Source organism: Enterococcus sp. AZ071, from assembly GCF_050499065.1.
GTDB lineage: Bacteria > Bacillota > Bacilli > Lactobacillales > Enterococcaceae > Enterococcus_A > Enterococcus_A ferrettii.
The window spans coordinates 900,516-914,084 of sequence record NZ_JBIPAS010000001.1; the positions used below are offsets into that span (position 1 = coordinate 900,516).

16 protein-coding genes are annotated in these 13,569 nt (G+C 36.4%); 13 read left to right on the top strand and 3 right to left on the bottom strand.

Annotation, left to right across the window (positions count from 1 at the left end):
- The first annotated feature begins 31 nt into the window (after nucleotides 1-31).
- Nucleotides 32-430 carry an SRPBCC family protein gene (locus tag IGI49_RS04385; protein WP_429963516.1) on the top strand — a complete coding sequence of 133 codons (399 nt, stop codon included), beginning with the start codon at nucleotides 32-34 and terminating at the stop codon, nucleotides 428-430.
- Between the two features lie 40 nt (nucleotides 431-470).
- On the opposite strand, the gene IGI49_RS04390 is transcribed toward IGI49_RS04385, so the two are convergent.
- Complete coding sequence (locus tag IGI49_RS04390; protein WP_429963517.1) at nucleotides 471-962, bottom strand: YajQ family cyclic di-GMP-binding protein; 492 nt, start codon at nucleotides 960-962, stop codon at nucleotides 471-473.
- 138 nt (nucleotides 963-1,100) lie between these two features.
- On the opposite strand from IGI49_RS04390, the gene IGI49_RS04395 reads away from it, so the two are divergent.
- The 3 genes from IGI49_RS04395 (at nucleotide 1,101) to IGI49_RS04405 (ending at nucleotide 3,268) form a co-directional block, all read left to right on the top strand.
- Nucleotides 1,101-1,997 carry a YitT family protein gene (locus IGI49_RS04395; protein ID WP_429963518.1) on the top strand — a complete coding sequence of 299 codons (897 nt, stop codon included), beginning with the start codon at nucleotides 1,101-1,103 and terminating at the stop codon, nucleotides 1,995-1,997.
- A gap of 196 nt (nucleotides 1,998-2,193) precedes the next feature.
- Complete coding sequence (locus IGI49_RS04400) at nucleotides 2,194-2,535, top strand: metal-sulfur cluster assembly factor (RefSeq protein ID WP_207703649.1); 342 nt, start codon at nucleotides 2,194-2,196, stop codon at nucleotides 2,533-2,535.
- A 382-nt stretch (nucleotides 2,536-2,917) separates the two neighbouring features.
- A complete protein-coding gene (locus IGI49_RS04405; protein ID WP_429963519.1) occupies nucleotides 2,918-3,268 on the top strand; it encodes a carboxymuconolactone decarboxylase family protein in 351 nt (116 codons plus the stop codon).
- Between the two features lie 50 nt (nucleotides 3,269-3,318).
- Here the strand turns inward: IGI49_RS04405 and IGI49_RS04410 are convergent, their stop codons facing one another.
- Nucleotides 3,319-3,933, bottom strand: coding sequence for a hypothetical protein (locus tag IGI49_RS04410; protein ID WP_429963520.1), 615 nt, complete (start codon nucleotides 3,931-3,933; stop codon nucleotides 3,319-3,321).
- Nucleotides 3,934-4,051: 118 nt separating this feature from the next.
- Here IGI49_RS04410 and IGI49_RS04415 point away from each other — a divergent pair, with 118 nt between their 5' ends.
- From IGI49_RS04415 to IGI49_RS04440, 6 genes are all read left to right on the top strand, one after another.
- Nucleotides 4,052-5,587 carry an ABC transporter permease/substrate-binding protein gene (locus IGI49_RS04415; RefSeq protein WP_429963521.1) on the top strand — a complete coding sequence of 512 codons (1,536 nt, stop codon included), beginning with the start codon at nucleotides 4,052-4,054 and terminating at the stop codon, nucleotides 5,585-5,587.
- A complete protein-coding gene (locus tag IGI49_RS04420) occupies nucleotides 5,588-6,535 on the top strand; it encodes an ABC transporter ATP-binding protein (protein WP_429963522.1) in 948 nt (315 codons plus the stop codon). It begins immediately after the preceding gene.
- Between the two features lie 102 nt (nucleotides 6,536-6,637).
- Nucleotides 6,638-7,963 carry a dihydrolipoyl dehydrogenase family protein gene (locus tag IGI49_RS04425; protein ID WP_429963523.1) on the top strand — a complete coding sequence of 442 codons (1,326 nt, stop codon included), beginning with the start codon at nucleotides 6,638-6,640 and terminating at the stop codon, nucleotides 7,961-7,963.
- Nucleotides 7,964-8,037: 74 nt separating this feature from the next.
- Entirely contained in the window at nucleotides 8,038-8,724 is a 687-nt protein-coding gene (locus tag IGI49_RS04430; RefSeq protein ID WP_429963524.1) for a hypothetical protein, read from the top strand.
- A gap of 4 nt (nucleotides 8,725-8,728) precedes the next feature.
- Nucleotides 8,729-9,640: a sce7725 family protein gene (locus IGI49_RS04435; RefSeq protein ID WP_429963525.1), complete on the top strand. Its 912-nt coding sequence runs from the start codon at nucleotides 8,729-8,731 to the stop codon at nucleotides 9,638-9,640.
- A gap of 3 nt (nucleotides 9,641-9,643) precedes the next feature.
- Nucleotides 9,644-10,303, top strand: coding sequence for an N-acetyltransferase family protein (locus IGI49_RS04440; protein ID WP_429963526.1), 660 nt, complete (start codon nucleotides 9,644-9,646; stop codon nucleotides 10,301-10,303).
- A gap of 15 nt (nucleotides 10,304-10,318) precedes the next feature.
- On the opposite strand, the gene IGI49_RS04445 is transcribed toward IGI49_RS04440, so the two are convergent.
- Nucleotides 10,319-10,864: a guanylate kinase gene (locus IGI49_RS04445; protein ID WP_429963527.1), complete on the bottom strand. Its 546-nt coding sequence runs from the start codon at nucleotides 10,862-10,864 to the stop codon at nucleotides 10,319-10,321.
- Nucleotides 10,865-10,999: 135 nt separating this feature from the next.
- Here IGI49_RS04445 and IGI49_RS04450 point away from each other — a divergent pair, with 135 nt between their 5' ends.
- Genes IGI49_RS04450 through IGI49_RS04460 form a run of 3 tightly spaced genes read left to right on the top strand, consistent with a single transcriptional unit; the run spans nucleotide 11,000 to nucleotide 13,491 of the window.
- Nucleotides 11,000-11,641: a lactate utilization protein gene (locus IGI49_RS04450; protein WP_429963528.1), complete on the top strand. Its 642-nt coding sequence runs from the start codon at nucleotides 11,000-11,002 to the stop codon at nucleotides 11,639-11,641.
- 27 nt (nucleotides 11,642-11,668) lie between these two features.
- Entirely contained in the window at nucleotides 11,669-12,343 is a 675-nt protein-coding gene (locus IGI49_RS04455) for a response regulator transcription factor (RefSeq protein ID WP_429963529.1), read from the top strand.
- Nucleotides 12,331-13,491 carry a HAMP domain-containing sensor histidine kinase gene (locus IGI49_RS04460; RefSeq protein ID WP_429963530.1) on the top strand — a complete coding sequence of 387 codons (1,161 nt, stop codon included), beginning with the start codon at nucleotides 12,331-12,333 and terminating at the stop codon, nucleotides 13,489-13,491. The genes IGI49_RS04455 and IGI49_RS04460 overlap by 13 nt, the downstream gene beginning before the upstream one ends.
- Nucleotides 13,492-13,569: the final 78 nt, after the last annotated feature.

A 13,569-nucleotide genomic window follows, 5' to 3' on the forward strand; every position in this document is an offset into this window, starting at 1 on the left:
AAAATATTAGTAAAAAGAGTAGGTGAGTAAAATGACAGTATCAACCATCGAGGCAATAATTCATGCTAAGATCGAAGACGTTTGGCAACTAGTCACTCAATTAGAAAATAGTGAGTGGCGAAGTGATATCGATCGAATTGACATTATAAAGGATGGTAAATCTTTTATTGAATATACACCAATAGGATATCCAACACATTTTGCAGTTACAAAATTTCAACCACCCAATTTTTACAGTTTCACTATGAATAATGACAACATGAAAGGCACCTGGCAGGGAGTGATGATCGCAAAGGGAAATTGTACGCAGCTCAAATTTACAGAAGAAGTATATGCAAAAAAAATCTTCTTAAGACCTTTTGTAAAATTCTATTTAGCTAAGCAACAAAAACAATACGTGCAAGACTTGAAAAAATATTTAGAAAAATAAAGAAATGAACGAGATATCTCACACCTCGTTCATTTCTTTATTAGCGATAATTTGTAAATTGAACATCAATTGGCAAATCAAGATCTCTAACCAAAGCAATAACCTTCTGCAAATCGTCACGATTTTTCCCAGTCACTCTTAGTTGATCTTCTTGAATTTGTACTTTTACCTTTAACTTGCTGTTCTTAATTGCAGTAGTTATTTTTTTTGCATTGTCCTTATCAATTCCACTAATTAAATCAGCTTTTTGGCGAGCAGTTCCACCAAGAGCGTGTTCAGAATTAGAAAATTGGATATTTTTTAATGGAACATTTCGTTTGATCAATTTACTAAACAAGACATCTTTCACCTGTTCAATTTTATAATCATCTTCAGCACTAACTACTAGTTGATTGCCCTCTAAACTAATATCAAACGTTGATCCCTTAAAATCAAACCGGTTCTTTAATTCCTTCAAAGCAATTTGAATCCCATTTTTCACTTCTTCTTTATTCATTTCTGAAGCAATGTCAAAACTTGCATCTTTTGCCATAGTCATCCTCCTTTATTTCAGTTTATCAAAAAACGTTAAGAAAGCTATTATTATTCTCTTATCTTTTTAAGAAAAGATTGGAGCTTTTTCATCTTCCCTGTTAATCTATAGATGATATTGAAACAGGAGGTTGATGAAATGCATAAAGTGATCGATTACAATAAAAAAGACCTTATTAAAAAAATATTCGTTATCCTTTTAACAGGAGTAACTGGTGCTGTCGGACTAAACTTCTTTTTAATACCAGCGAATGTCTTTTCTGCAGGAATGACAGGGATTGCACAAATTGTTGGAGCTTTTTTTCAACAATTATTTGGTGCGGCTATTGATACTGGTATTTTGATTTTTCTTTTAAATGTGCCAGTCTTTGTTTTAGGTTTTCTTAAATTAGGAAAATCGGCTATGATTTTGAGCTTTGCTAATGTTTTGTCCATGTCTTTCTTTACAACGTTAGTTCCAGTGGGAGAGATTACCAATAATGTCTTAATGAATGCAATTACTGGTGGGGTTTTGCTCGGTTTAGGGGGCGGTTTTTCGTTAAAATATGGTTTCACTACTGGCGGTTTAGATATTATCTCCTTATTGCTTTCTAGAACAACTGGACGAACAGTTGGAAATTATATCATGCTGCTAAATGGGGTGATCGTTGTAATAGCTGGTTTTTTCTTTAACTGGGAGAGTGCCCTATATACAATAATCACGATTTTTACAATGGGAAGCGTGGTGGATATGATTCATACGAGCCATCAAAAGATGACTGCCTTTATTACAACTGATAAAAGTAAAGAATTACGGGAAGACTTGTACAACGGACTTGTTCGTGGGATGACAGTAATTCCGGCAAGGGGAGGATTTAGCTCCACGGATCGAGAAGTGTTAATGATCGTTTTAACTCGCTATGAACTGTATGATTTAAAGCAAATTGTACAAGCTGTTGACCCTATGGCTTTCACCAACATAGTAGCTACTGAATCTGTCGTTGGTACTTTCTTGAGCGAAGAAGAGCAAAAAAAGGTAAAAAAGGGCGTTAATTAATATACAAAAGATTTTTACTTGAGTATTCAAAACAAATCCATTTTCTGGGTATAGAAATATATAGAATCTGTCTTCTATTTCTTTAAGAAAGACCTTTATTTATGTTGTGACTGCAAAAATCCTCTCAATTCTCATTTACAAAAGCTTATTGATAGAGTAAAATAAGTTCGAAACTCGAAAAAGGGGTGGCGTTTAAATGGAAGAAAATAAACAAAATTGGTCTGAAGCAGAAATCGAGGAGATTAAGGAACGTATTTTGACAGCCTTGGAATCTGTTATTGACCCAGAATTAGGTATAGATATCGTCAATCTAGGTTTAATTTATGAAGTAGATTTTGAACAAAGTGGAAATGCCGTAATTAAAATGACTTTAACTACAATGGGCTGTCCGTTAGCTGACGTGTTAACAGATCAAATCCAATCTGCTTTACACGAAATTCCTGAAGTAAACAATGTAGAAGTGAAGCTAGTATGGTATCCAGCATGGACCACTGATAAGATGAGTCGCTATGCACGTATTGCCTTGGGAATTAGATAGGTTGCTTTCAAACTAAACAAACTACAAGCCTTTTCTTGACAGGAAGGCTTTTTTTGTTGCAGTCACAACGAATGAAAGAGCGTTTGTATATTTCTATTTATTAAAGCTGCTTTCAGGAATGTCAAATAGTAAATTAAGGATCCCTTCTGAATAAGAAGGAATTGCCCCACCCATTTTAAATCTTCTTTATTCATAAAAAACATTACCATTTCATTATGATAAAGAATTAATTCGTGAAAGTCTTAGTGGTTAAAAAGGCTGTGCACACTAAAAAATTTTTTCTCAAAATAGTTGAATTCTAAAATCTTTCGAATAAAAAAATGAGAACGTTCCCTAAAAGGCTGTGGTACAATTATTATTAAAATAAAGGAGGAATATTAATATGACAGATTTTAAAGCTAAATTTGAAGAATCCGCACTAAATAGCGAGATACTAAAGAAGAATAGCCCCGAAGTTATGAATAAATTTATGGGTGTGGCTAAGGAAGTACTAACTCCGAAACATTTGGATGCGAAAACAAAAGAACTAGTTGCTGTAGGGATTGCAGTGTCTGTTCGATGTGAGGACTGCATTATGGCTCATGTACGTAATGCCATTCAAACCGGAGCAACTATGGAAGAACTCTCCGAAACGATTGAGGTTGCAATTTTAATGGGCGGGGGCCCATCAACAGCCTATGGTGCTAAAGCATTAGCAATTGCGGAATATATGCTTAACCAGGAACAACAATAATTAATCGCTCCATTGGCAAAATCCTCATAGGGATTTTGTCAATGGAGTTTTTACAGACGTTTAATTAAAGTAGGGTCTGTTATCAATTTTTTATTGCCATTTGCTATGTGAGAGATATCTTCCAATAAAGATAAAAGCTCTTTCGTTCGTTTCTTAGCAGGTTGATTTAACTTTGACAACTTTTGATTTTGTTCTGTGTCTGATAAAAAATTGATTTCCAACATTCGGTAAATCATTTTTAAATCCTTTATTTGTATATAGGGAATATGCTGAATCAAAACCTGATTGAGGTCAGCATTCATTTGATTAATGCCACGTAAATCCTCCGCCTGAATTGTGTAACTTATCAGATAATTTTTAAGTGCTTTTGCTTGATTTTCATTAGCTAACCCCATGCTCCAAGCGACTGTCAATAACAGAAAAGTTTCAGTTGGTTCAAGCTGTTTTAAAAATGCCACAATGCTGGTTGATAAGAGCTGCTCCTCAATCTTCTTGTAAGTCTCTGGAGCATTTTTTTCTAAGAGAACAAATTGATTTGTAAAATTAGTGGTTTGCAGCAGGTTACCGTGAAGTGTTTTGAACCAGTTGTAATAAAAAGAATTTGTATAAGTTAACGTGTGATTATTTACTACCAATTGAACAGTGGATAGGTCTTTTTCAAACATTTATCTAAACTCCTTTGTTTTTTTGCTTTTTTTAACAATCCTTAATTGAGCGAATCCTTTTGACGCACTTCTTTATTCCGTTATACTTAAATTAATTCAGAAGGGAAAGGGACAGGTTATGAACAAAATTATACAAACATTTATGGAGCGGAAGGATGATTTGCTAAATGCGATTTTTGAACATTTGGCTATTTCACTAAGCGCTCTTTTGATTGCCATTTTGATTGCAATACCTTTGGCAATTCTACTTAGTCAAAGAAAAAGATTAGCAGAGATTGTTTTGCAGCTGACGAGTATTTTGCAAACAATTCCTTCACTGGCTTTATTAGGACTACTCATTCCCTTTGTAGGGATAGGAACCGTGCCAGCGTTGATTGCATTAGTAGTATACGCTCTTTTACCGATTTTCCAAAATACTTATATTGGTTTGTCAGAAATTGACCCCTCAATAGAAGAAGCGGCGGACGCCTTCGGGATGTCTCGTATGCGCAAGCTATTCAAGGTAGAGCTGCCGATGGCTATGCCAGTAATTGTCTCAGGTATCCGGACAGCCTTGGTCTTAATCATTGGTACTGCAACCTTAGCTGCTTTAATTGGTGCTGGTGGATTAGGTACTTTCATTTTGCTGGGAATTGACCGTAATGATCCAACCTTGACGCTGATTGGTGCTATTAGCTCTGCTTTATTAGCAATTATCTTTAGCGGATTAATTCGTTTTTTACAGCATCGCAGCATGAAAGCTACTCTAATTACATTAGGAATTATTTTCTTAGGAATAGGTGGTATTTTCTTTGCTCAACACAATCCGTTAGGAAATCAAACTGTAACGATTGCTGGAAAGTTAGGATCTGAGCCTGATATTCTAATTAATATTTATAAAGAAGTCATTCAAGATGAAGATTCATCGATTCAGGTTGATCTGAAACCAAACTTTGGTAAAACTAGCTTCTTGTTTAGTGCATTGGAGAATAATCAAGTAGATATTTATCCTGAATTTACTGGAACTGTATTAGAAAGTTTAGTAAAAGTACCAGATGGAGCAGAAACAAATGGATCAAAGGAAAAAACCTATGAAGAAGCTAATAAGTTGCTGAATAAACAGTTTGATATGAAGCTGTTGGAACCAATGGCATATGAAAATACTTATGCTTTGGCCATGCGACGTGAGGTAGCTGAAGAACGCGGCTACAAGAAGATTTCTGATTTAATTGCTGATGAGGGAAATCTTCGTGCCGGATTTACTTTAGAATTCATTGATCGTCAAGATGGTTATAAAGGAATTCAGGAATTGTATGGTTTGAATTTTGGTTCGGTTCAGAGTATGGAACCAGCCTTGCGTTACCAAGCAATTCAAAATGGTGATGTAGATGTCATTGATGGTTATTCTACAGATAGTGAAATCAAACAATATGATTTAGTGACTTTGGAAGATGATATGAATCTATTCCCTCCATACCAGGGAGCGGCTTTAATGCGGAATGATTTTGCTTCAGAGCATCCAACAGTTGTGAAAGCTATGAACCGTTTGGCTGGAAAAATAACTGAAGATCAAATGATCGACATGAATTATCAAGTAAATGTTGAAGGAAAACAGCCAGCAGCAGTTGCCCGTGACTTTTTAACAAAAGAAAAGATCATTGGGGGGGAGAAGTAGATGGAATCAATTATTGAGTTTAAAAATGTGGGAAAAGAATTCGAAGGTCAGGTCGTCTTAAAAGATTTAAATCTTTCGGTCAAAAAAGGAGAAATCTTTGTACTGGTGGGACCTTCCGGCAGTGGAAAAACTACTTCTTTAAAAATGATTAACGGCTTGGTTGAGCCTAGCGAAGGAGATGTGTATTACAAAAACCAGCGAATCAAAGAGTATAATATTCATAAACTGCGTTGGCAGATTGGCTACGTTTTACAGCAAATCGCTCTTTTCCCAACAATGACCGTCAAAGAAAACATTGATATCATTCCCGAAATGCTTGGTTGGGATAAAAAGCGTCGTAATCAGCGTGCTGATGAATTACTGGAAGAAGTGGATCTTGATCCTAAAACTTTTCGTACTCGTATGCCGGCTGAATTGTCTGGTGGGCAAAGTCAACGAATCGGCATTTTGCGTGCTTTAGCTGCTGAACCGGATGTTATCTTGATGGATGAGCCCTTCAGTGCCTTGGACCCAATTTCACGTACCAGCTTGCAAGATTTAGTCTTGGAGCTCCACAAGAAACTAGGTAATACTATTGTTTTCGTAACACATAACATGAAGGAAGCTTTAAAGCTAGGGGATCGAATTGCAGTAATGCATGAAGGGAAACTAGTCCAATGCGATACTCCCGAAATGATACAGAGTCAGCCCAAAGACGAATTTGTAAAAGCCTTTTTTGATGAGGCAACGGATGAACTGCATGAGCAAACACTGGAAACAGTTTATAATGCAGGTTACCATCAAGCAGTTATCATACCTGAGGAGGATATTCCGGTCTTGGCAATTACAACAAACATTAGTCAAGCTTTTGAAGCATTTGCTGATCATGAGAAAATTTACATCAAAGATGCACAGCAAAACGTAATTGCTGAAGTTACACGAGCGGATATTTTCCGTTTCTTAAGTTAATTAGAAATGTGGAATAAGTTTTTCAAAAATAAGATTTAATAGATAATTAGAGCTGATTTTTCTTTGGAAAACCAACTCATTAACACCAGAGGAGGAAATAATATGAAGAATTATGATGCAATTGTTATCGGAGGCGGACCCGGAGGAATTGCTGCAGCTTATGCTTTAAAGGAACAAAACAAATCAGTTGCAGTGATTGAAGCTGATCTATGGGGCGGAACTTGTCCTAACCGCGGCTGTGATCCAAAAAAAATCTTGATGAGTGCAGTGGAAGCAAAATCTCGGATAGAAAAATTGAACGGTAAAGGGTTTAATGGCTCACCAACGATTCAATGGGATGAACTCATGACCTTTAAACGTTCTTACACTGATTCTGTTCCAAGCAATACAAAAAAAGGATTTGAGGATGCAGAAATTGATACCTTTGAGGGCCAAGCAGAGTTTATCGATGCTAATACAATAAAGGTAGCAGATGAACAACTGTCTGCAAAACAATTTTTAATCGCTACTGGGCAGCGTCCAGCTATCTTACCAGTTGAAAGACAGGAGTATCTACAGACAAGTACCGACTTTCTTAATTTGGATAAAATGCCTGAACGAATTACTTTCATTGGTGCTGGCTATATCGCTTTTGAATTAGCTACTATTGCGAATGCCGCTGGAGCTGATGTTCACATCATCCAACACAATGATCAACCACTGAAAGGCTTTGACAAAGAGTTAGCTATGGATTTAGTCGACCATTTAAAAAATAAAGGAATTACTTTCCATTTCAATATAGATATCGCTAAAGTAGAAGCTGTTGAGCCAGGTTATTGCTTATCTGCTGAAAATTTTGAGCTATCAACTGATATGGTGGTGGTTGCTGCTGGACGAGTGCCAAACATTGAATCACTGAAGTTGGACAATGCAGGAGTAAATTATTCCAAAAGAGGGATTATCGTTGACGACTATTTACGGACCAATCAAGCACACATTTTTGCTTGTGGTGATGTATTGGATAAGTCTCATCCTAAATTAACCCCTGTTTCTGGATTCGAAGCTTCTTACGTGGTAAAAGCAATGAATGGTGATACTGAACCAATCCATTACCCACAAATACCTTCATTAGTCTTTGGTGATCAAAAGCTGGCTAGAGTTGGTCTAAGTGAAAAAGAATTAAGCGAAAATGCTCAAAAATATCATAGTAAAACTATTGAATTAGGCAGTTGGTTTACTTACTTCCGGATCAATGATCAAGAAGCTAAGATCAAATTAGTTTACGATGAAAATCAAAAGATTGTAGCGATTACCTGCTTCAGTGAATTAGCTGATGAATTGATCAATTACTTTAACTTGATTTTGGAGAAAAAGGTTAGTCATGAAGAATTAACTGATTTCATCTTTGCCTATCCAACACCGGCAAGCGACTTAGAATATTTCATTTAAAACAGAGGAATTCCTCTGTTTTTTTTGTAGTTTTTGTGCTAAAGTATACGAAAATACGTTCCCATGGTGATGAAATGAAAACAGAATTAACACAAGAAATAGAAAAGGCTTTGTATTATTATTGTATAGAGCTAGGAGCCCTAGTGGTAGAAGAAGTATCCATGCCTGAAGAACAGGGAATTGTAGATACTTTGGCTTGTTTTTTTAAAGAAGAAAGCTTTGAATGGCGTTGTTATGAGTTAAAGGTCACCAAAGCTGATTTCCGTTCGAAAGCAAAATTATCGTTTATTGGTCACTATAACTATTTTGTATTGCCGCTTGCTTTATATGAAGGGGTTAAATCGGAAATTCCTACTGAAATTGGCGCGATGGTTTATCGCCCTTATGATAATCTAAACGATGAAATGAGAGCGAAAGGAACCTTTACGATTGTCAAAAAACCAGTAAGACAAGAGCTGAAGGTAACAGAATTAGCCTTGACTCAGCGCTTCATGTCATCCATGTTTCGTGAAGTTCAAAAGGCTAAGCGAATGGATTATGGCACATCGTTTTTCTCAACTGAACAGCTTTATAGGGAGTTACGTAAAAGAAGTTTAGATAAAGATCATTTGAGCGAAGATAATTATTATCAACGCTTTGTTGCTGATGTTCAAAATGAGCGAGTAGCCAGTCTGGAAGAAGAGTTAACAGCTTTACGACAAGATTATGATTTTTTGAAACGTCAGCGGCAGATTCGTCGACCAACTGAAACTTTGGAGTGAGTAGATGTATTATCCTTATTTAAGAGGAAAACAATTTGATTTACTGGCCTTGACGGCATTAATTAATGAAAAACGCTGGTCTCATCAAATTGTACCAATCATAGAACCTGTGCGTGATTCTGCCACTTTAAAAAAGACAATTGAATTATTTGATCAGATGAATCTTTCTTTGTATATCGTGGAGAATCCACAAGTGGGGACCTTCAAACTATTTAATGACAAAAAGCATACATGGATTTTATCAGATAGCTCCTCAGTAAAAAAAGCACGAATCATAACGGAAACCGATCTAACAAAACCTGCAGACCTATTCTTATTCAATGAACACTCTCCACGAACTGTTCAGCAAATCCAGCACTTGATGGAACAAAAAGCGCAAATGGTTATTCCGGACCAAGGACGTTTTCGCATCTTGCCAGTTGATGAAAGAATTTTATTGCAAGAATCTTTCCAACCAAGACGGCATATTGCAGATTATGGAATAAAAGAGGATGACTTTTTCACCGATAATCATTTATACTATTTAGAAGATGGTTTTTCTGGTTATAGTGACTATACCATCGAAGGTAGTCATTATTTCGACAAGGGTGGACCAAGCCGAGCAATAGCGATTCATGTCACCTATTTTGATGCATATCTAAATTTACGTGTAAAGCATTTTGTTTCTGATACAAATGATTCAGCTAAGGATCAAGGCATGAAGTTCAATGAAGCTTTGATCAAATTAAGCAAGTGGTATTACCGAAATCAAGATCAGTTGTTGTTAACTCTCGGATTGCAACAGCTTTTGAGCTATGAAAAAGAAGGAAAATTTCCAGGCTTAGGTACAATTAAGAAATGGTCGTTGGCCCATCATTTAGAATTGTTAAGCAGTTTTTTTGATCACGGTGACCATTGGATGGAAGGGATGAAATAATCAGTGGGGTATGAAGACAAGGATTACATTACTCGAATGGCTAAACAAGCTGGAGAGGTATTAGGCGGATTATTAGGCAAAAAAGATGCTGAAGAAATTTTATCTTTTGGAGAAGAACAACGAGCTAGTGATACATTGGAGGATGCGTTTACGCTTCGGAAAACAACCAAAGCAGACATCCCTGAAATATTGATGATTTTCGAAGGGGCTACAAACTATTTAAAAGAGCAGGGCTCGCCTCAATGGCAAGATGGTCATGGTCCTGATGAGTCATCAATTTTGAGAGATATGGCAGCTGATTTTAGTTATGTCTTAGTTCAGAAGAATGAAACAATAATTGGAACAGCAGCATTGGTTGGTGGGATAGACCCTGTGTATGAAGCGATTGATGGAACTTGGCAAGGAGACCAAAAATATGTATCCATTCACCGAGTTGCTGTCAGTCAGAAAACACGCAGTAAAGGATTAGGCAATCTTTTATTAGTGAAAGCTATTGAAAAAGCTAAGGAACTTGGTTATTATGATATTCGAATTGATACTTATCCAGGCAATAAACCGATGCTGCGCCTAATCGACAAATTGGGATTCACCTATTGTGGGATGGTACACTTTCCATTCGAACACGGAGAACGAAAGGCATTCCAACTGTTAGATATTAAATAAAAAGCCATGATTCAGCTAAAGAAGGTTCGCTTTCAGCTGCTGAATCATGGCTTTTAATGGTTGTTCTCCGTTTATTTTTATTAAATCCGGTATTTTTTCTAATTCTGGGTATTGCTTTTGTTCTTCAGAAAATAATTCTAAACGTCGATTAATTTCATCAAATGAGGCTTGGCGATATTTTAAGCGCTGATAAATGGTCTCTTTTGACACGTCAATTAACACTGGTACAACAGTTATATCGAATTTTTTACGTAAATTCCAGAAACCAGACATAGTGATCGGGTCATAGCAATCTCCTTTTTTAAGCGCTTCTTGGATGCTAGACATTGCAATTCCGTAATAATGATGATCATAACAGTCGTATTCAGCAAATGCTCCTTGTTGAATCATATCTTCAAAGGCTTTATTTGAAATAAAATGATAGTCTACATTATCTTTTTCACCATTTCGTTTCAACCTTGTTGTGTAGGAGACAATTTTTTGGTCAGGAGTGAAGCAATTAGCAGCCAAGGTAGTTTTACCTGAACCGCTAGGACCAATAAATAAGTAGCAATGATTCATTTGATCTCCTCCTTTTGGTTAAGTATAAAGAAAAAGAATGATTTCATCCAGAAACAAGTCGGAAGTAATTCTAGTATTGCTAATCAAAGAGAAATAAAGGAAAATGAAAGAAAGAATTAAAGGAGTAATCAACTTATGCAAGAAATCCGTCACCAGTACTATAAAGTAGCAGCACAAACAGTAAGTAAACGGTTAAATCGCAGAAATTTCCAGACAATTATTTGTGATACCCTCGAAGAAGCTAAGAATAAAGCGTTGGTGCTTATTGATTCAGAAGCTGTTGTTTCCTTTGGTGGTTCAAACACGCTAGTAGAATCAGGAATTATCAATGATCTGTATGGTCGCGGTCAATCAATTATAGATCGAGAAAAGGCAAAAAGCTTAGCTGAAAGGCACCAATTAATGAAAAAAGCATTGACTGCAGACTTTTTTCTAACCAGTATTAACGGTATTTCAGAGGATGGCCAACTAGTGAATGTCGATAATATCGGAAATCGAGTAGCAGCTATTGCATATGGTCCAGATAAAGTCTTTGCATTTGTTGGCATTAATAAAGTCTACGGAGATTTGGATACTACCATTGAAATGGTTAGAAAAAAGACTGCTCCGTTAAATGCTCACCGAATTGGACTAGAAGGTACACCTTGTATTAAAAAAGGAATCTGTGGCGATTGTCTCAATGAAGAATGCATTTGTAATACAATGGCTATCACTCGGCGATCTTGGGATTCAGAAAGAATCACTATTTTTTTAATTTTGGAACCTGTGGGATTTTAAATACATTACTAAAAAGGAAAGATAATAATGACAAAGAGCTTGCTTATTGTTGATGATGAAACGGAACTTTTAGATACTTTAAAAGATTTTTTTGAACTATCAGATTATTTAGTGTACACAGCAGAGAATATCCATCAGGCTCAAAGATTATTGGCAGCAGAACCAGACTTAATTTTGTTGGATGTCTCGATGCCGGATATAGATGGCATTACTTTTTGTAGAAAAATCCGTTCCTTCGTGGGCTGCCCAATTATCTTTCTTTCAGCTAAGGTTGACGAGTCGAGCCGTTTAGCCGGTTTGATGGCTGGAGGAGACGATTATTTGCTAAAACCCTTTAGCCTAAAAGAATTAGGTATGCGAGTAGCTGCTCATTTGCGACGTGAAGAGCGAAAAAAGCTGCAACAATCGGTGAGCTTCTTTGGAGAATTGGTTGTTGAGTACGACCAAAAACAGTTATTTGCCAAAGAACAACAAGTTCCTCTAACAAAAACTGAATTCACAATTGTAGAATTACTAGCTAAGCATCCGGGTGTTGTATTTGGTCGGGAACAAATCTATGAAAAAATATGGGGCTTTGACAAGGAGGGAGATGAATCAATCATCACTGAGCACATTCGTCGAATCCGTACAAAGGTAAAAAAATTGACAACACAAGAGTGCATCCATACAGTTTGGGGGCTGGGGTACAAATGGATTGGTTAGAAGATCAGCTAGACAAATTAAAAATAGGAGCATTTGGCTTAAAGGGTAGTCTCTTTATGATAATGACAATTGGGCTTATTTTAGCATTGCTTGCATGGGTATTCACAGTTAGCATAATTGTTAGTTGGGAACGTTTAATAATTATGGATCAGCAACGGCTAAGTACTTGGGAATATTTAACCTGGCAGCCACCTCTTACTGTTCTAAAGCAAAATATAGTGATTCAACGGTTTGAATTTGTTCGTTGGGGGAGTTTAGCTGGTTATTTAGTATTGTATTGTAGACTAGCAGCTGCTTTTTTCGTAGAGAATCAGGTAATGCAACCAATAATTGCTATTTCTGATGGTGTTGAACAAATAAAGTCAGGAGAATTTGGACATCCGATTTATGCTATCAATAAAGATGAATTCCAGTCGCTTACAGAACAGATCAACGAAATGCGTATCCAGTTGAAGGATAGTCAGGAGCGAATTCATCAACTTCATATAGAACAAAAGAAAATCAATTCAGCTTTCTCCCATGATTTGCGCACCCCATTGACCGTAATTCAAAATAATGTAGAATTAATCGAGACCTATTATCCGACCGGGCAAATGGCTGATGATTTGTTATATAAATCCTTAGGTAAAATTCAGTCGAATATTCAGCGCCTCGACGCGTTTTCGGAAACTATGAAATCGATCCAAAAAATTGATGATTTTGAAGTACATATGAGCAGAAATCCCTTATCTGATTTAGTGGAAAACATTAGAGACTTATTAAAAACATTTGGTTTAGAAGACTCCGCTCTTCGTCTTAGCGGCAATTTTTCTGTACTAGCAGCTTATGATCTGTATCTAATTATGGAGGTTTTCGAAAATCTTCTAACAAATGCTATGAGATATAAAAAGCAATGTATTGAAGTTACACTTGAGTACCAAAATCCCTATATTTTCCTATTTGTAAAAGATGATGGGAACGGTTTTTCTAAAGGAGAATTAACCAGTGCCACGCTCCCATATTTTTCCAAGAGTAAAGACAATCATTTTGGCTTAGGTTTAACTATTGCCAGCAGTTTAACAGAAAAACACGGCGGCGTTCTTAAATTGGCTAATGGCGCAGAAAACGGCGCCATCGTCTCTGCTGTTTTTCAGTTGAATATGAGGTAAACAAGTGTTGTGCCATTCAGTTATCTTCCAATAATAAAGTATCCGAACTAATTTAGGTTTTCTTCTGTGTTTTCCATT